A 17,403-nucleotide genomic window follows, 5' to 3' on the forward strand; every position below is an offset into this window, starting at 1 on the left:
GGATGCGCGGCTGGACGGTCGGCTCGTTCGGGGAGCCGCGGGAGGTCCTGTCGCTCGAGTCGGACCTGCCCGAGCCTTCCGGACGGCGGGTGGTGCGGGTCGAGGCCGCCTCGGTCAACTTCGCGGACATCCTGTACTGCCGCGGGACGTACCAGGAGAAGCCGCCGCTGCCGTTCACACCGGGGCTCGAGGTGGCCGGGGTGGACGTGGAGACCGGCGAGCGGGTGTTCGGCCCGGCCGCGATGCCGCACGGCGGATACGCGGAGGTCGCGGCGCTGTCGTGGGCCTACCCGTGGCCGGAGGGCATGTCCGCGGCGCAGGCGTCCGGGTTCTGGGTCGCGTACCAGACCGGCTGGTGCGCCCTGCACCACCGGACGTCGCTGTCGGCGGGCGAGACGCTGCTGGTCCACGCCGCCGCCGGGGGAGTGGGCGCCGCGGCGGTGCAGCTCGGGAAGGCCGCGGGCGCGCGGGTGATCGCGACGGTCGGGTCGGAGGACAAGGCCGACGTGGCGCGCCGGCTGGGCGCGGACGAGGTGCTGGTGCTGTCGGACGTGTCGACGCTCGTGCCCACGGTGAAGGAGCTCACCGACGGCCGCGGGGTCGACGTGGTCTACGACCCGGTCGGCGGCGACACCTTCGACGCGTCCCGCCGGGTCGTGGCGTGGGAGGGACGGATCCTCGTGATCGGGTTCGCCGGCGGCCGGATCGCCGATGCCCCGACCAACCACGCGCTCGTCAAGAACTACGACGTCGTCGGCGTGCACTGGGCGGCGTACCAGAAGCGCTCGCCCGAGCTGATCGACGCGTGGCAGCGGGAACTCGAGGCGCTGTGGGCCCGGCGGGCGATCGACCCGCTGGTCGGCGCCGAGTACCCGCTCGAGCAGCTCCCGGACGCCCTGGACGCGATCGCGAACCGCACGATGACGGGCCGGGTCGTCGTCACGCCCTGACCCGCCGTCGAGCATGCGGCGCCTGTGACGTCCGGCGTCAGCATGGCCGCAGTGCTGACACCCCGGGGACCCCTAGACCGCCGCCCCTTCGCGCATCCGCGACAGCTTGCGGCGCAGCCACACCTTCCGCGTGCCGTCGGCGTAGAGCAGCGTCCGGGCCAGCTCCCACCCGCCGAACCGGGACCGCAGGCCGAGCTCCGCGGTGGCGTTCAGCCGCGTCACGTCCCGGGGCAGGCGGACGGGCTGGTACTCCCAGTCACCGTGCACCACGCTGGCCTCGAGGGTCATGCCGGCGGGGACGGAACGCTGCGAGTCACTCACGGGCAACCTCCTGGACGACCGCCGACCACCGTACGTCAGGTCCAGGGTGCGGGGGCATCGTCGATCGACTCGCCGACGCCGACCGGCACGAGCGGCGAGGAGGACACGTCGTCCAGCGCGCCGCGGATCGCCGGGGGCAGGGTCAGCTCCTCGGCGGCGAGCGACCCGAGCAGCTGCGCCCCGTCCCGGGCCCCGACGACGGGAGCCACCACGCCCGGGCGGTCGCGCACCCACGCCAGGGCGACCGCCAGCGGTGAGGTCCCCAGGCCGTGCGCGGCCGTGACGACGGCCTGCACGATCCGTGCGGCCCGGTCGGTGCGCCGCGCGCCCACGTAGGACCCGAGGTGGGCCGACGCGCCCCGTGAGTCGGCCGGGGTCCCGTCGCGGTACTTGCCGGTCAGGACACCCCGGCCCAGCGGACCCCAGGGCAGCAGGCCGAGCCCGTGGTACTCGGCGGCCGGGAGCACCTCGTCCTCCACGGAGCGATCGAGCAGCGAGTACTCCGACTGCACGCTGACCAGCGGCAGGCCCGCGGAGCGTGCGGCCGCCGCCACCTGCCAGCCCGCGTAGTTCGCCACCCCGGCGTAGCGCACCCGCCCCGACGAGACGGCGAGGTCGACGGCGGAGAGCGTCTCGTCCAGCGGCACCTCGGCGTCCCAGGCGTGCAGCTGCCAGAGGTCGACGTAGTCGGTGCCCATGCGGGCCAGCGAGGCGTCGAGCGAGGCGAGCAGCGACGACCGGGACGCGCCGCCGCCGAACGGGCCGTCCCCCCGGCGCGCGCCGGCCTTCGTCGCGACGACGACCTCCGTGCGCGGGATCACGTCGGCGAACAGCCCGCCCAGGATGGCCTCGGCCTCGCCGTCGGCGTAGACGTCCGCGGTGTCGACCAGCGTGCCGCCGGCGTCGAGGAAGGCCAGCAGCGCGGCGCCGGCCTCGTCGGCGTCGGTGTCGCGGCCCCAGGTCATGGTGCCGAGGGCCAGGCGCGAGACCCGCAGTCCGCTGGCGCCGAGCCGTCGCTGTTCCACGGCTCGGCAGGATAGGGGTGGCCGGGCCCTCCCCGATCGGGGACACACCACGGGACCCGCCGCGGCCGGGCCCGGACCCCCATCGGATACCGTCCCGGACCCGTGCAGATGAGCTGGCTGGAGTCGGTCGTCCTCGGTCTCGTCCAGGGGCTGACCGAGTTCCTGCCCGTGTCCTCCTCGGCGCACCTGCGCTTCACGTCGGCCTTCTTCTTCGGCCACGACGCCGGGGCCGCCTTCACCGCGGTGTCGCAGCTGGGGACCGAGCTCGCGGTGCTCATCTACTTCTGGCCGGACATCAAGCGCCTGGTCCTCGCGTGGTTCCGCGGGCTGCGGGACCGCAACCGGCGCGACTACGACTACCGGCTCGCCTGGTACGTCGGCCTCGGCTCGCTGCCCATCGGCGTCGCGGGCCTGCTCTTCCAGGACCTCATCGACGGGCCGGCGCGCAACCTGGCGCTGAACGGCGCGGTCCTGATCATCTTCGGCCTCGTCCTCGCCGCCGCCGAGAAGTACGGCCGCCAGCGCCGCGGGGCCGACCAGCTCACCCTGCGCGACGGCGTCATGATGGGGCTCGGGCAGATGCTCGCGCTGATCCCCGGCGTCTCCCGGTCGGGTGCGACGACGAGCGCGGGCCTGTTCCTCGGGCTCGAGCGGGCCGTCGCGGTGCGGTTCTCCTTCCTGCTCGCCCTGCCCGCGGTGTTCGCCTCCGGGATCTACAAGCTCAAGGACATCGGCGAGCCGGCCCTGCCGGGCCAGGTCACGTCGAGCTGGGCGCAGATCGGCGTCGCGACGGTGATCGCGTTCGGCGTCGGCTACGCCTCGATCGCCTGGCTGCTGCGCTACGTCGAGAACCACACGATCTACGTGTTCGTCTGGTACCGCGTGCTGCTCGGCCTGGTCGTGCTGCTGGCGGTGCTCGGCGGCGTCGTGCCCGCGACCTGAGCCGACCCGCCCGACCCGACCCGCCGTCGCGAAAGGGATAGGGTCGGTGGACGTGACCACGGTGATCCTCCTGCGCCACGGACGCTCGACGGCGAACGTCTCGGGGGTGCTGGCCGGCCGATCGCCCGGCGTCGGGCTCGACGACACCGGACGCGGCCAGGCCGAGAAGCTCGTGGACCGGCTCGCCCAGCTCCCGATCGCCGCGGCCGTCCGGTCCCCGCTGCAGCGCTGCGAGGAGACCCTCGCGCCGCTGCTGGAGGCCCGCGGCCTGTCGGCCGTCGTCGAGGACGACCTCGCGGAGGTGGACTACGGCGACTGGACCGGAAAGACGCTCGGCGAGCTCGGCAAGGAGGACCTCTGGAAGGTCGTCCAGGCGCACCCGTCGGCCGCGGTCTTCCCCGGCGGCGAGGGGCTCGCGACGGTCCAGCACCGCTCGGTCGCGGCGATCCGCCGGCACGCCGCGCGGATCGGCGAGGAGCACGGCCCGAAGGCCATCTGGGTCGCGTGCAGCCACGGCGACGTGATCAAGTCCGTGATCGCGGACGCCCTCGGGCTGCACCTCGACTCGTTCCAGCGGATCACCGTCGACCCGTGCTCGATCAGCGTGATCAGCTACACACCGACCCGGCCGTTCGTGGTCCGCGTGAACGACACCGGCGGCGACCTCGCCGCGCTGGTGCCCAAGCCGGAGACCGAGGAGGAGACCGCCGACCGGGACGCCGCCGAGGGCGCCGCCGAGGAGCGCTCCGACGCGGTGGTCGGTGGTTCGACCGGCGTAAACTGACGCCGCGCATGTTGAGCAGTCCCGCCGGGAATCCGTTCCCGGCCCGATCAGCACGAACAGTCGAGGGGCCATGCCCAGGGTGATCCACGTCTTCCGCCAGCCCGACCGGTTCGTCGCCGGCACGGTCGGCGAGCCCGGCGACCGCTCGTTCTACCTCCAGGCGACCGAGTCGGCGCGGAAGGTCTCCGTCCTGCTCGAGAAGCAGCAGGTGACGGTGCTCTCCGAGCGGATCGGCACGCTGCTCGAGGAGGTCTCGCGCCGCTTCGGCGCCGAGGTCCCGCCGACCACCCCCGAGGGCGACGTCGACACCTCGCCGCTGGACGTCCCGGTGGAGGAGGAGTTCCGCGTCGGCACGATGGGCCTGGGCTGGGACGCCGAGTCCCGCAGCGTCGTGGTGGAGCTGCTCGCGGTCACCGAGGAGGAGGTCGACGAGTCGGTCGTGCTCGACGACACCGAGGAGGGCCCGGACGCGCTGCGCGTGTTCCTCAGCCCGGAGCGCGCCCGCGCGTTCGCGACCCGCGCCGAGCGGGTCGTCGGTGCCGGGCGCCGGCTCTGCCCGCTGTGCACCCAGCCCCTCGACGCCGCCGGGCACGTCTGTCCCCGCCAGAACGGCTTCCGACGCGTGGCCGCGGAGTCGTGATGTCTGGACGGAGCGCTTGACCGGGACCCAGAGCACGCCGGACCCGGTCGACGTCGACCGCCTCGAGGACCTGCTGCGGCGGGGGACCATCGACGTCGAGGGCCGGTTGACCGACGCCTCGAACACGACCCTGTTCTGCAGCGTGACCCTCGACGGCGTCGAGGAGCACTGCGTCTACAAGCCGGTCCGCGGCGAGCGGCCGCTGTGGGACTTCCCCGACGGCACGCTCGCCGGGCGCGAGGTCGCCACCTACCTCGTGAGCAAGGCGGCCGAGTTCCACGTCGTGCCGCCGACGGTGCTGCGCGACGGTCCGTTCGGCCCCGGCATGGTCCAGCGCTGGATCGAGACCGACGACGAGCGCGAGCTGGTCGACATCGTCGAGCCGAAGGACGTGCAGCCGGGATGGCGCACGGTGCTGCGCGCGCGGGGCGCCGACGGCGAGCCCGCCCTGCTGGTGCACGCCGACGACCCGGGACTGCGGCAGATGGCCGCGCTCGACGTCGTGGTGAACAACGCCGACCGCAAGGGCGGGCACGTGCTCGCCGGCTCCGACGGCCGTACCTACGGCGTCGACCACGGCATCTGCCTGCACCAGGAGACGAAGCTGCGCACGGTGCTGTGGGGCTGGGTCGGCGAACCGCTCGACGACGAGGTGAAGGACGGGCTGAAGCGTCTGCGCGCGGCCCTGTCGCCGGGCAACGCCGCCGCGCTGGGCGACGAGCTGAACGACCACATCACGCTGCGCGAGGTGAAGGCGCTCCGCTCGCGGACCGACCGGCTGCTGCACACCGACGAGCTGCCGTCGCCCTCCGGCGGGTGGCCGCCGATCCCGTGGCCCGCGTTCTGAGATGACCCCGCACGACTTCACCCACCGGCTCGACTCCCGGATGCTCGGCCCGGTCGGGGCGGCGCGGTTGTGGTGGTCGTTCCCGGACGACGAGGACGCCCGCCGCGACGCCGCCCGCATCCCGGTGACGCCCGAGGCACCGCTGCCCGACCCGTCGTCGGGAATGCTCGCGGTGACGTGGCTGGGGCACGCGTCGACGCTGCTGTGGGTCGACGGCGTGACGGTGCTGGTCGACCCCGTCCTGTCCCCAGGCATCCCCGGCGCGGCGAAGCGCCTCACGCCGCCGGGACGCACCGTCGAGACCCTCCCGCGGGTCGACGCCGTGCTGATCAGCCACGACCACTACGACCACCTCGACGTCCGGACGTTCGCGAGCCTGCCGAGGGCGACGAGGATCGTCGCCGGCCTGAACACCGCCGCGTTCTTCCGGGCCCGGGGGTTCACCGACGTCGTCGAGCTGGACTGGTGGTCCTCGATCGGCCTGCCCGGGCTCTCCGGCGAGGTGCGGGTCGAGTTCGTCCCCGCCCGGCACTGGTCGCGGCGCACGCTGACCGACCGCTGCCACCGGCTCTGGGGCGGCTGGGTGGTCACCGCGCCCGACGGCCGGTCGATCTACCACGCGGGGGACACCGCCTACGGCTCGTTCCTCAAGCGGATCGCGGGGCGGCACCGGCGGATCGCGATCGCCGCCCTGCCGGTCGGGGCCTACGCACCGCGGGACCTGCTCCGCGAGGTGCACATGGACCCGGCCGAGGCGGTGCGGGCGGCCGGAGTCCTGGATGTGCAGCGGGTGGTGCCCATCCACTGGGGCACCTTCGTGCTCTCCGGCGAGCCCGTGCTGGAGCCGATCGAGGCGACCCGGCGCGCGTGGGCCCGCTCCGGCCGCGCCCGCGAGGACCTGTGGGACCTGCCCATCGGGGGGTCCCGGACGCTGTGAGGCTGCTCGTCTGGGGCACCGCGGTCCTCGCCTACGTGTGCTCGGTCATCGGGCGCTCGGCGCTGGCGGCCACGGGACCGGTCGCCGCGGAGCGCTTCGAAGTCTCCGCCGGCGTGCTGTCGCTGCTCGCGGTGCTGTCCCTCGGGGTCTACGCCGCGCTGCAGATCCCGGCCGGCGTGCTCGTGGACCGCTTCGGCCCGAAGCTGCTGATCTCCGGCGGAGCCGTCCTGGTAACGGTCGGGCAGGCGCTGCTCGCGCTGGCGCCGACCTTCCCGGTCGCGGTGCTCGGGCGGGTGCTGGCCGGGGCCGGCGACGCGGTGATGTTCGTCAGCGTGCTGCGCCTCGTGCCGACGTGGTTCGCACCCCGGCGTGTCCCCCTGGTCAACCAGCTCTCCGGCATCCTCGGCCAGCTCGGGCAGGCGGTGTCGGCGATCCCGCTCGCCGGGCTGGTCGTGGCCTCCGGGTGGACGGCGGCGTACCTGGTGGCCGCGGGCGCGAGCGGGATCGTCGCCGTCGTGGCGGCGCTGGTGATCCGTCCCGGACCGATCGGTTCGGCGACGGAGGGCGGAGGCGCGCGACTGCGCGAGGTGATCGCCACGCCCGGTGCTCGCCTCGGGTTCTGGTGCCACTTCGCGGCGCCGTTCTCCGCGAACGTCTTCGGCCTGCTGTGGGGCTATCCGTTCCTGACGACGGAGGGCGTGCCGGTCGGCCTCGCGCGGGTGCTGGTGAGCGGCGTCGTCGTGGTGACGATGGTCTTCGGCCCGCTGTTCGGCCTGCTCTCGGGGCGCTTCCCGCACCGGCGCGTCGAGCTGGTCGGGGCGTCGGTGGTGGCCCAGACGGTGGCGTGGGCCGTGGTCCTCGCGTGGCCGGGTCCGGCGCCGGTCGCCGTGCTCGTGGTGCTGGTGATCGTCCTCGCCAGCGGCGGATCGGCCTCACTGGTCGCCTTCGACGTGGCGCGCTCGTCGGTGTCGTCGGCGGCGATCGGCCGGGCGTCGGGGCTGACGAACGTCGGCGGGTTCGTCTCCGGACTGGCGGTGGTCGCGCTGGTCGGCGTGCTGCTCGACCTCCAGGGCGCGGGCTCGCCCGACTCCTGGACCGTCGACGTCTTCCGTGTCGCGATGGCCGTGCACGTCCCGGTGCTGCTCATCGGGCTCGGCGGCATGTGGTGGTCCCGACGGCGGGTGCGGGTTCCCGACGGCGGGTCGGGCCGGCTGCGGGAGTCGGCGGTGGCCCACCACTGACTCCGGACGCTGCGGGTGAATGGCGACCTGCGCGCACCGGACGCCAGTGATCCGCCATCGTCGGCGGCGGCTGAGGTCCGGGACTCCACGGCGCCGCGGGTGAATGGCGACCTACGCGCACCGGACGCCAGGGATCGGCCATCGTCGGCGGCGGCGGACGCCCACGACCCCCGGCCCCGCGGATGTATGGCGACCTGCACGCACTGGACGCCAGGGATCCGCCATCGTCGGCAGTGCCGGACGGCGCCGCCGAGGCAGCGCACCCGAAGCTCCCGTCAGACAGCCCTCAGCGACCGGTGACCACGAGGCCCAGTGAACGCCGACGGCCGAGCGGGCGTCCATCCGGTCCCGCGGAGAGTTGCGGGACCGATGGACGCCCACTCGGCGAGGCGTCAGCGGCGACCCGCCTGCGAGCGGCGCACGACGAACGCTCCGGCGAACGCAGCGAGCAGACCGCCGGCGACCAGTGGCGCGGCACCGGTCTCCGTGCTGCCGTCGCCCGTCTCGGCGCCGCCCTCGGGGACGACGGTGACCTGGTCCGGCCGCGTCGAGCCGGAGGAGGACACGGTCTCGTCCTGCGATCCGCTGCCCGATGCCGACGGGGAGCCGCCGTCGGCGCCGTCGGCCTCGCAGGCCACGCCGTCGCGGTCACGGTCGAGGGGGAGGCGGTAACCGGGCTCGCCGCGCTGGATGTTCGACACGCCGGCGTCGAAGGCCTCCTGGCAGTTGTCGTAGCGGGTCTGCGCCGACGCCGTCCCGGCGACCCCGAGCGGGGCGAGGACGAGGACCGCCGTGGCGGCGACGGCGGCGATGGTGTGCTTCACAGGTGTGTCTCCTCGGTGATCACGGGTTTCTCGACCAGCCGTCGTAGCTGGCGAAGACGATGACGTTGTCGTCGTAGCGATGGGCGCTGCGGTCGAGCGCTCCGCCGCAGGTGATGAGCCGGAGCTGGGCGTCACGGGTGTCGCCGTAGACGGCCGTCGTCGGGAAGGCGTCCTTGTCGGCCTGGACGACGTCCGTGACGGTGAACGACGCCGTCCGCCCGTCCCGGCGGCTCACGGCGATCCGGTCGCCGCGCTCGACGTCGTCGAGGTCGGCGAACACGCCGTCGCGCCCGTCGCCGTTGACGTGCCCGACGACGACGGCCGGGCCGAGCTCACCCGGCGTCGGGCCGAGCCGGTACCACCCGGCCTGCTCCGGGGTGTGGACCGACGGCACCTCGATGCGCTTCTGCGCGTCGACGCCGACGGCCAGCAGCGACGAGCACGCGTCGATCGAGCCGACGGTGATCCCGATCGGGTCGGACGACGGCAGCGGCGTGCGGTCGAGATGGGTCGGCGGCCCGATCGGTGTGCACCGCGGGACGGAGGAGGGCGCCGACACGAACGCCGCGAGGGCGAGCAGGACGGCGGCCACCGCGGCGAGCGCGATGGTGGACCGGGGCGGCGGGGTGCGGACGAGGTCGTCCACCAGCGACCGCATCAGTGGTGGGACATCGTGCGTCGGATCCACACCGCGATCCCGGCGAACAGCGCCAGCACGGCAGCACCACCGAGGGTCATGCCGAGGCCGCCGCTGCGGCCGTGGATCAGCACCACGACGACCAGGACCACCCCGACCGCCGCCACCGTCGTTCTCACACGAGCCCCCGACCCGGTCGACACCGGCGGACCGGACGGTCCGACGGCAGGAGCGGGAGTCAACTCGTGTGGGTGTCGAGAGTCGTGGAGATCCACGGCGGCCACGCCGGACCCGTTCGGGCGAAGGAGCTGGGCGGCGACGACCAGCGGGTCACCCGTGCTGCTCGCCGGCCCTCCTGACAGCCCTCAGTGCCTGCTGATCATCGCCGCCCGTCCGCTGCGGGCGAACGCGGACCGGTGAATCCGGACCCCCGTCCCACGAGCGCGGCACGACAGCGGGTGTCGTCGTAGCGTGGAGGAGGTGAGCACCCCGAGCCCGAACCAGGCCACCGCTCCGGGTACGACCCCGGCCCCGCCCGAGGGCCTCCCGACCACGCTGGGTGAGCTCCGCGCGAGCGACCACCCCGCGAAGACCGCGCGCAGCGTCCGTGACGAGCTGCGCGACAACCTGCTGGCCACTCTGAAGGCCGGCGAGAACCCCTGGCCCGGCATCGTGGGCTTCGAGCGCACCGTGCTGCCGCAGTTCGAGCGCGCGATCCTCGCCGGGCACGACGTCGTGCTCCTCGGCGAGCGCGGCCAGGGCAAGACGCGTCTGCTGCGCAGCCTCGTCGCCCTGCTCGACGAGTGGACGCCCGTCATCGAGGGTTCCGAGATCGGCGAGCACCCGGAGCAGCCGATCATCCCGGCGAGCATCCGCCGCGCCACCGTCGAGGGCGACGCGCTGCCGGTCGCGTGGCGGCACCGCTCGGAGCGGTACGCCGAGAAGCTCGCCACCCCGGACACGAGCGTCGCCGACCTCATCGGTGACGTCGACCCGGTCAAGGTCGCCGAGGGCCGCTCGCTGGGCGACCCGGAGACCATCCACTACGGCCTCGTCCCGCGGGCGCACCGCGGCATCGTGACCGTCAACGAGCTGCCCGACCTCGCCGAGCGCATCCAGGTCGCGCTGCTCAACGTCATGGAGGAGCGGGACATCCAGGTCCGCGGCTACACGCTGCGCCTGCCCCTCGACATCCTCCTCGTCGCGAGCGCGAACCCGGAGGACTACACCAACCGCGGGCGGATCATCACCCCGCTGAAGGACCGCTTCGGCGCCGAGGTCCGCACGCACTACCCGCTCGAGGTCGACGGCGAGGTCGCGCTGATCCGCCAGGAGGCCGACACCGTCGCGGAGGTGCCCGACCACCTCGTCGAGGTCATCGCCCGCTTCACCCGCAACCTGCGCAACGCCTCCGCGATCGACCAGCGCTCCGGCGTCTCGGCCCGGTTCTCCGTGGCCGCCGCCGAGACGGTGGCGGCCGCGGCCCTGCGCCGGGCCGCCGTCACCGGGGAGGACACCCCGGTCGCGCGGCCGGTCGACCTCGAGGCCGTGCCGCCGGTGCTGCGCGGCAAGCTCGAGTTCGAGTCCGGCGAGGAGGGGCGCGAGGAGGAGCTGCTGACGCACCTGCTCCGGCGCGCGGTCGCCGAGACCGCCCGCAAGCGCCTCGCCGGGGTCGACCTCGGCCCGCTCGCCGACGCGGTGGCCGAGGGCCGCCGCGTGGTGACGGGGGAGCGGGTCCCGGCCCGGGAGGTCGTCGCGACCCTGCCGTCCATCCCCGTCGTGCGCACCGTCGCCGACAAGCTGGGCGCGGGTGACACCGAGGCACCGGGGCCGCTGGCCTCCGCCGTCGAGCTGGCGCTCGAGCACCTCTACCTCACGCGCAAGCTCGCGAAGGACGACGACGAGGACGACGGGACGGTCACCTATGGCGGCTGAGATCCCCGACGAGGGCCCACGCCGCCCCCGCCCCGGCCGCTACTCCTACGGTCGGTTCTACGACGGCCCCGACCCGCTCGCTCCGCCGTTCGACATCCGTGAGGCGATGGACGCGCTGGGCCGCGACGTCATGGAGGGCACCAGCCCGCGGCAGGCGATGCGCGAGCTGATGCGCCGCGGGCTGCGCGACCAGCAGGGTCTCGACGACCTGCAGCGGCGCCTCAACGAGCAGCGGCGGCGGCTGCAGCGGGAGAACCGGATCGACGGCACCCTGCAGGAGATCCGGGAACTGCTGGACCAGGCCCTGGAGGCGGAGCGCAACTCCCTGCAGGCCGAGGACTCCGACGACGCGCGGTTCCGGGAGATGTCGCTGGACGCGCTGCCGGACTCCACGGCAGGAGCGGTCAACGAGCTGCAGAACTACGACTGGCGCAACGCCGAGGCCCGGCAGGCGTTCCAGCAGATCCAGGACCTCATGGGCCGGGAGGCGCTCGACCAGCGCTTCCAGGGCATGAAGGAGGCGATGGAGAACGCGACGCCCGAGGACGTCGAGCAGGTCCGGGAGATGCTCTCCGACCTCAACGACCTGCTGGAGTCCCACGGGCGCGGGGAGGACACCACCGAGCAGTTCGCCGAGTTCATGGGCAAGCACGGCCAGTACTTCCCGGAGAACCCGAGCACCACCGAGGAACTGATCGACATCCTCGCGCAACGCTCGGCGGCCGCCCAGCGGATGATGAACTCGCTGTCGGCGGAGCAGCGCGCGGAGCTCGAGGGCCTCATGCAGTCCGCGTTCGGCGACCCGCGGCTGGCCGAGCAGCTCTCCCGCCTGGACTCCCAGCTGCAGGCCATGCGGCCGGGGGAGGACTGGGACGGGCAGGGCCGGTTCCGGGGCGACAGCCCGATGGGCATGGGCGAGGCGACCCGGGCGATGGAGCAGCTCGGGCAGCTGGACTCGCTGTCCGAGCAGCTCTCCCAGTCCTACCCGGGTGCGCGCATGGAGGACATCGACCTGGAGGCCCTGGAGGCCTCGCTCGGCCGCCAGGCCCGCGTCGACGCCCAGCGGCTCGCCGAGCTCGAGCGCGAGCTGGAGAACCAGGGCGTGTTCGAGCGCGGTCCGGACGGGTCGCTGACGCTCTCGCCGAAGGCGTTGCGCCAGCTCGGGCAGTCCGCGCTGCGCGACGTCGTCGGCTCGCTGTCGACCCGTCGGGGGGAGCGGGAGACGCAGCGCTCCGGGGCGGCGGGGGACGCGAGCGGGGCGACCCGCCCGTGGGCGTTCGGGGACACCGAGCGCTGGGACACCTCGCGGACGCTGCTCAACGCCGAGCTCCGTAAGGCCGGCGGCGACCCGAGGGCCCTCGACGTCACGGACGTGGAGATCGTCGAGACCGAGCAGCGCACCCGGGCGGCGGTGGCCCTGTGCGTGGACACCTCGTGGTCGATGGTCGCCGACGGCCGCTGGGTCCCGATGAAGCGCACCGCGCTCGCGCTGCACCACCTGGTGTCGACGCGGTTCCGGGGCGACGCGTTGCAGATCATCACCTTCGGGCGCCACGCCCAGACGGTCGACCTCGGGCAGCTCACCGGCCTGGAGGGCGTGTGGGAGCAGGGCACGAACCTGCACCACGCGCTGCTGCTCGCGGGCCGGCACCTGCGGCGGCACTCCGACGCCGCCCCGGTGGTGCTGGTGGTCACCGACGGCGAGCCGACCGCGCACCTGGAGCCGGACGGCCACGCCGTCTTCGACTACCCGCCGAGCCCGGAGACGCTCCGGGCGACGCTGAACGAGGTGGACGTCATCGCCCGCCTGAAGGCCGCGCTCACGGTGTTCATGCTCGGCGAGGACCCGCGGCTCGAGGCCTTCGTCGACATGGTGGCGCGACGCAGCGGGGGGAGGGTGATCGCGCCGGACCTCGACGGGCTCGGCGCGGCGGTCGTCAGCGACTACCTGAGCAGCCGCCGACGCTGAACCGCGGTGAGACAATCGATCTCCCCGTGGCTCAGCGTCAATCTGTGCCAGAAGTAACCGCTTTCGATGACCCGACCACCCGTTCGGGTCTAGTGCTTCGGTTACTCTGGGACACGGCGGGAGTCGACACCCCCCCGCGACTCCCGCCACCCCGGCCGGGTCCCCTGCCTCCGATCAGGGCCGTCGTGCTCGCCCGCGACGACCCTGCGGCAGGGCCCGGCCGGGACCCCCTCCGCGTGTGGGCCGTGGCCCGTTCGCACCCGGGCGCGCCGCCGGTGGGCATAGGGTCACGGGCATGCGTTCGTGGTCTGGAGTCGACGTCCCCCAGGTGCCCGGCACCCCGCCCCCGCTGCGGCTCTTCGACACCTCGACCGGCGAGGTCCGCCCCACCACCCCCGCCTCCGCCGGCGCCCGCATGTACGTCTGCGGCATCACCCCCTACGACGCCACGCACCTCGGTCACGCCGCCACCTACCTGGCCTTCGACCTGGTCAACCGCTGCTGGCGCGACGCCGGGCACGACGTGCACTACGTCCAGAACGTCACCGACATCGACGACCCGCTGCTCGAGCGCGCGGAGCGCGACTCCGACGACTGGGTCGTGCTCGGGATGCGCGAGACCGCCCTCTTCCGCGAGGACATGGAGTCGCTGCGGGTCCTGCCCCCGCGCGACTACATCGGCGCCGTCGAGGCGATGGAGGAGATCACCGAGCTCGTCGGGAAGCTGCTCGCCTCCGGCGCGGCGTACCGGGCGGACGACCCGGAGCACCCCGACGTCTACTTCGACCACACCGCGACCGCCGACTTCGGCTACGTCTCGCGCTACTCCACCGCCGAGATGGAGCGCGTGTTCCCCGAACGTGGCGGCGACCCCGACCGTCCCGGCAAGCGCCACGCCCTCGATGCCCTGCTGTGGCGCACCGCCCGGGAGGGCGAACCGTCGTGGTCGTCCGACCTCGGCGACGGCCGGCCCGGCTGGCACGTCGAGTGCACCGCGATCGCGATGAACCGCCTTGGCGAGGCCTTCGACGTGCAGGGAGGCGGCTCCGACCTCGCCTTCCCCCACCACGAGTTCGGCTCCGCCCACGGCGAGGCCCTCACCGGCATCCACCCGATGGCCCGGCACTACTGCCACGCCGGGATGATCGGCCTGGACGGCGAGAAGATGTCGAAGTCGAAGGGCAACCTCGTCTTCGTCTCGCGGCTGCGGGCCGACCGCGTCGACCCGATGGCGGTCCGCCTGGCCCTGCTCTCCGGCCACTGGCGCACCGACCGCTCCTGGACCGCGGACCTCCTGACGGCGGGCCAGGCCCGCCTGCACCGCTGGCGCGAGGCGGCCTCGCTGGACGCGGCCCCCGACCCCACGGAGACGGTCGAGAAGATCCGCACCCACCTCGCCGACGACCTCGACAGCGCCGGCGCTCTCGCGGCGGTCGACGCTTGGGCCGACGAGGCGCTCCGACGCCCAGGGTCCGGAACCGTTCCCGACGGCGGGTCGCGGGCGGCGGGTGCGATCGACGCGCTGCTGGGCATCACCCTGCGCTGAGACTCATCCGCAGCGAGGAGGAACCATGGCCCGCAACGTCCTGGGCGGCGAGCTCGCCGACTGCAGTCACGACCCCGTCACCGGCTTCTACCGGAACGGCTGCTGCGAGACCGGTCCCGACGACGCCGGGGTGCACACGGTCTGCGCCCGGGTCACCGCGGAGTTCCTGGAGTTCTCCGCAGCGCGTGGCAACGACCTCACGCGCTCCGACGCGAACTTCCCGGGCCTGACGCCGGGGGACCGCTGGTGCCTGTGCGCGAGCCGCTGGAAGGAGGCGCTCGACGGGGGCGTCGCCCCGCCGGTGGTACTCGAGGCCTCGCACGCCCGCTCGCTGGAGTGGGTCGACCTGGCGGACCTGCAGGCGCACGCGATCACCGCCTGACGCGCGGACCCGCCGTCGTGAGCCGTCCCGCCCCACCCGCCACCGCCTCGCAGGTCCGCGCCCAGCGCGGCGCGACCCGCCGTCTGGACCAGGCGCTGGTGGAGCGGGACCCGCACGCCGAGCGGGACCCCGAACGCACCCGACGCCGGGCCGTGACCGTCGGCGCGGTCGTGGCGGCCCTCGGCCTCGTCGCGGCCGCGGTCGTCGGGCTGGTCCGCGGCGACGCCGACTGGCGGGCGGCGACGATCGTCCGGGGCGTGCCGAGCGGGACGCTCTACGTGGTCGCCCGCGACCCCGACCGGCTCGTCCCGACGACGGACCTCGCTTCAGCGCGGCTGCTGGCGGCCGGGGTGGACGCGCATCGGGCCGACCCGGCGGAGGGGCTCGCGCCGGCGGATCCGACACCGGTCCGCGACGACGCCCTCACCGACGTCCCCCGCACCGTCCCGCTCGGGCTCGCCGGGGCGCCGTCGGTGCTCCCGGACACCGCATCCGCGCCGGTGCCCGACGTGTGGGCGGTCTGCGACGCGCCCGCGGCCGGCCGGGAGCGCCCGGTCGTGCTCGCGGGCTACCCCGACCTCGGGCAAACGGTGACCGCCGGGGAGGCGCTGCTCCTGCGCGGCGACGACGGCCGGACCTGGCTGGTCTCCGAGGGCCGACGCGCCGCGATCGACCCGGCCCAGGGTGCCGTCGTGCGGGCGCTCGACATCGCCGGTGAGCCCGCTCGACCGGCCGGGCCGGCCCTGCTCGGGACGCTGCCGGAGGGTGCGCCGCTGGTGCCGCCGCAGATCGTCGGCGCGGGGCTCGCGCCGGCGGATCCGGCGACGCGGGCGCTGGGCCTGCCGGTGGGCACCGTCGCGCGGGTCGCCGGAGATCCGGTCCGCCTGGTCGTGGTGCTGCCCGGCGGGGTGCAGGAGGTGCCCGCGGTCGTCGCGGAGCTGACCCGGTTCGCGACGCCGGGTGCGGACGCCCGGGTGGCGGAGGTGCCGGCACCGGTCGTCGACGGGCTGCCCCGGGTCGTCGGGATCGACCTCGACGCCTACCCGCGGGCCTTCCCGCGCGTGCTCGGCGAGGCCGAGGCGCCGGTGGTCTGCGGGGCACCGACCATCGGCGCGGGCACCACGCTCACCGTGGCGGGGACGGTGCCGTCACCGGTGCCGCCCACGCCGGTCGCCGACCCCGGGGCGGTCGGATCGGTGCGGATCGCCGGGGCGGGGGCGTACGTCGTGCCGGTCGGGCCGGGGGAGCCCGTCGACCCCGGTCGCGGGGTCGTGGTCGACCAGGTCGGGCGGGTGCTGCCCGTCGCGGGCCGGGACGCCGCCGCGGCGCTCGGCCTCGGCGCGCCCCGCCCGGCGCCCCGGAGCGTGGTCGACCTGCTCCCGCGCGGCCCGGTCCTCGACCTCGTGGGCGCGCGCACCCTCCGCTGAACCGGCACCGACCCGGCGTCAGGAAGAGGGACCTCAGCGCTCCCAGGGCCCGCCGAGACCGGAGCCGCCCGCGACGTCACCCGGGCCGCCCGGGTCGCGCCGGCGCAGGTAGCGCTCGAAGTCGGCCGCGATCTCGTCGCCGGAGGCCTCCTGGAGGTCGGACTCCGCGTCGCCGGCCTCCTCGAGCGCCTTGACGTACTCGCGGACCTCGTCGTCCTCGTCGGCCATCTCCGAGACGGTGCGCTCCCACTTCTCGGCCTGGTCGGGCAGCGCGCCGAGCGGGACCTCGACGTCGAGGACCTCCTCCACCCGCTGCAGCAGCGCAATCGTCGCCTTGGGCGCGGGCGGCTGGGAGACGTAGTGCGGGACGGCGGCCCAGAACGAGATCGCGGGGATGCCGGCCTGCACGCAGGCGTCGTTGAGCACGCCGGTGACGCCGGTGGGGCCCTGGTAGCGGGAGCTGGAGAGCCCGTAGCGGGCCGCGGACTCCTTGTCGAACGACGATCCGGTGACCGGCACGGGCCGGGTGTGCGGGGTGTCGGCGAGGAGCGCGCCGAGGGTGATCACGGTCGTGACGCCGAGCTCGGTGGCCTTGGCGACGATCTCGGCGACGAACGAGCGCCACCGCATGTTCGGCTCGATGCCGCGCACCAGGATCAGGTCCCGCTCGGACCCGGGCGGGCGGCAGAGCGTGAAGCGGGTGGTGGGCCAGTCGATCGCCCGGCTGATCCCGTCGACCAGACGCACGGTCGGCCGCGAGACCTGGAAATCGTAGTAGTCCTCGGGGTCGATCGCACCGAGTTCGGTCGCATCCCAGTTCAGGGCCAGGTGCTCGACGGCCGTACTGGCGGCGTCGCCCGCGTCGTTCCAGCCCTCGAACGCACACAGCATGACCGGGTCGTTCAGGTCGTGAGCAGGGAGACCGGGCTCGTCTGAGGCGGACACCGCCCCAGCTTACGGGTCGTGACGAGGCTCGCAGGTCAGCGAGTTGACCCA

General features: G+C 74.3%; 18 protein-coding genes. 12 read left to right on the forward strand and 6 right to left on the reverse strand.

All coding sequences use genetic code 11. From position 1 onward, the window contains the following. Positions 1-2: 2 nt before the first annotated feature. A complete protein-coding gene (locus QRT03_RS19390) occupies positions 3-950 on the forward strand; it encodes an NADPH:quinone oxidoreductase family protein (protein ID WP_286054661.1) in 948 nt (315 codons plus the stop codon). Between the two features lie 72 nt (positions 951-1,022). Here QRT03_RS19390 and QRT03_RS19395 read toward each other — a convergent pair whose 3' ends face one another. Beyond that, positions 1,023-1,238, reverse strand: a complete 216-nt coding sequence (locus tag QRT03_RS19395) for a DUF5703 family protein (protein WP_286054927.1) — start codon at positions 1,236-1,238, stop codon at positions 1,023-1,025. A 68-nt stretch (positions 1,239-1,306) separates the two neighbouring features. Beyond that, entirely contained in the window at positions 1,307-2,296 is a 990-nt protein-coding gene (locus QRT03_RS19400) for an aldo/keto reductase (RefSeq protein WP_286054662.1), read from the reverse strand. A 108-nt stretch (positions 2,297-2,404) separates the two neighbouring features. Here QRT03_RS19400 and QRT03_RS19405 point away from each other — a divergent pair, with 108 nt between their 5' ends. The 6 genes from QRT03_RS19405 (at position 2,405) to QRT03_RS19430 (ending at position 7,687) form a co-directional block, all read left to right on the forward strand. Continuing rightward, on the forward strand, positions 2,405-3,238 hold the full coding sequence (locus tag QRT03_RS19405) for an undecaprenyl-diphosphate phosphatase (RefSeq protein ID WP_286054928.1): 834 nt from the start codon (positions 2,405-2,407) through the stop codon (positions 3,236-3,238). A 52-nt stretch (positions 3,239-3,290) separates the two neighbouring features. Further along, a complete protein-coding gene (locus tag QRT03_RS19410) occupies positions 3,291-4,022 on the forward strand; it encodes a histidine phosphatase family protein (RefSeq protein WP_286054663.1) in 732 nt (243 codons plus the stop codon). A gap of 70 nt (positions 4,023-4,092) precedes the next feature. After that, complete coding sequence (locus QRT03_RS19415) at positions 4,093-4,662, forward strand: DUF3090 domain-containing protein (protein ID WP_286054664.1); 570 nt, start codon at positions 4,093-4,095, stop codon at positions 4,660-4,662. A 16-nt stretch (positions 4,663-4,678) separates the two neighbouring features. Then, positions 4,679-5,509: an SCO1664 family protein gene (locus QRT03_RS19420; protein ID WP_286054665.1), complete on the forward strand. Its 831-nt coding sequence runs from the start codon at positions 4,679-4,681 to the stop codon at positions 5,507-5,509. A 1-nt stretch (position 5,510) separates the two neighbouring features. After that, the gene (locus tag QRT03_RS19425) at positions 5,511-6,446 is read left to right on the forward strand and encodes an MBL fold metallo-hydrolase (protein WP_286054666.1); all 936 of its coding nucleotides are present in this window, start codon (positions 5,511-5,513) and stop codon (positions 6,444-6,446) included. Beyond that, positions 6,443-7,687, forward strand: a complete 1,245-nt coding sequence (locus QRT03_RS19430) for an MFS transporter (protein ID WP_286054667.1) — start codon at positions 6,443-6,445, stop codon at positions 7,685-7,687. The genes QRT03_RS19425 and QRT03_RS19430 overlap by 4 nt, the downstream gene beginning before the upstream one ends. Positions 7,688-8,079: 392 nt before the next feature. Here the strand turns inward: QRT03_RS19430 and QRT03_RS19435 are convergent, their stop codons facing one another. Genes QRT03_RS19435 through QRT03_RS19445 form a run of 3 tightly spaced genes read right to left on the reverse strand, consistent with a single transcriptional unit; the run spans position 8,080 to position 9,327 of the window. Beyond that, positions 8,080-8,511: an excalibur calcium-binding domain-containing protein gene (locus tag QRT03_RS19435; protein ID WP_286054668.1), complete on the reverse strand. Its 432-nt coding sequence runs from the start codon at positions 8,509-8,511 to the stop codon at positions 8,080-8,082. Between the two features lie 19 nt (positions 8,512-8,530). Next, positions 8,531-9,169: a class F sortase gene (locus QRT03_RS19440; RefSeq protein ID WP_286054669.1), complete on the reverse strand. Its 639-nt coding sequence runs from the start codon at positions 9,167-9,169 to the stop codon at positions 8,531-8,533. Further along, positions 9,169-9,327, reverse strand: a complete 159-nt coding sequence (locus tag QRT03_RS19445) for a hypothetical protein (protein ID WP_286054671.1) — start codon at positions 9,325-9,327, stop codon at positions 9,169-9,171. The genes QRT03_RS19440 and QRT03_RS19445 overlap by 1 nt, the downstream gene beginning before the upstream one ends. 301 nt (positions 9,328-9,628) lie before the next feature. On the opposite strand from QRT03_RS19445, the gene QRT03_RS19450 reads away from it, so the two are divergent. The 5 genes from QRT03_RS19450 (at position 9,629) to eccB (ending at position 16,407) form a co-directional block, all read left to right on the forward strand. After that, complete coding sequence (locus tag QRT03_RS19450) at positions 9,629-11,083, forward strand: ATP-binding protein (protein ID WP_425604869.1); 1,455 nt, start codon at positions 9,629-9,631, stop codon at positions 11,081-11,083. Continuing rightward, positions 11,073-13,052, forward strand: a complete 1,980-nt coding sequence (locus tag QRT03_RS19455) for a vWA domain-containing protein (protein ID WP_286054672.1) — start codon at positions 11,073-11,075, stop codon at positions 13,050-13,052. The genes QRT03_RS19450 and QRT03_RS19455 overlap by 11 nt, the downstream gene beginning before the upstream one ends. Before the next feature lie 295 nt (positions 13,053-13,347). Next, positions 13,348-14,598 carry a cysteine--1-D-myo-inosityl 2-amino-2-deoxy-alpha-D-glucopyranoside ligase gene (gene mshC, locus QRT03_RS19460; RefSeq protein ID WP_286054674.1) on the forward strand — a complete coding sequence of 417 codons (1,251 nt, stop codon included), beginning with the start codon at positions 13,348-13,350 and terminating at the stop codon, positions 14,596-14,598. 25 nt (positions 14,599-14,623) lie between these two features. Next, the gene (locus QRT03_RS19465) at positions 14,624-14,980 is read left to right on the forward strand and encodes a DUF2237 family protein (protein WP_286054675.1); all 357 of its coding nucleotides are present in this window, start codon (positions 14,624-14,626) and stop codon (positions 14,978-14,980) included. 17 nt (positions 14,981-14,997) lie between these two features. After that, a complete protein-coding gene (gene eccB / locus QRT03_RS19470; protein ID WP_286054676.1) occupies positions 14,998-16,407 on the forward strand; it encodes a type VII secretion protein EccB in 1,410 nt (469 codons plus the stop codon). 33 nt (positions 16,408-16,440) lie between these two features. Here eccB and QRT03_RS19475 read toward each other — a convergent pair whose 3' ends face one another. Beyond that, on the reverse strand, positions 16,441-17,298 hold the full coding sequence (locus QRT03_RS19475; protein WP_286054930.1) for a PAC2 family protein: 858 nt from the start codon (positions 17,296-17,298) through the stop codon (positions 16,441-16,443). Positions 17,299-17,403: the final 105 nt, after the last annotated feature.

The organism is Actinomycetospora termitidis, from assembly GCF_030286555.1.
Classification (GTDB): domain Bacteria; phylum Actinomycetota; class Actinomycetes; order Mycobacteriales; family Pseudonocardiaceae; genus Actinomycetospora; species Actinomycetospora termitidis.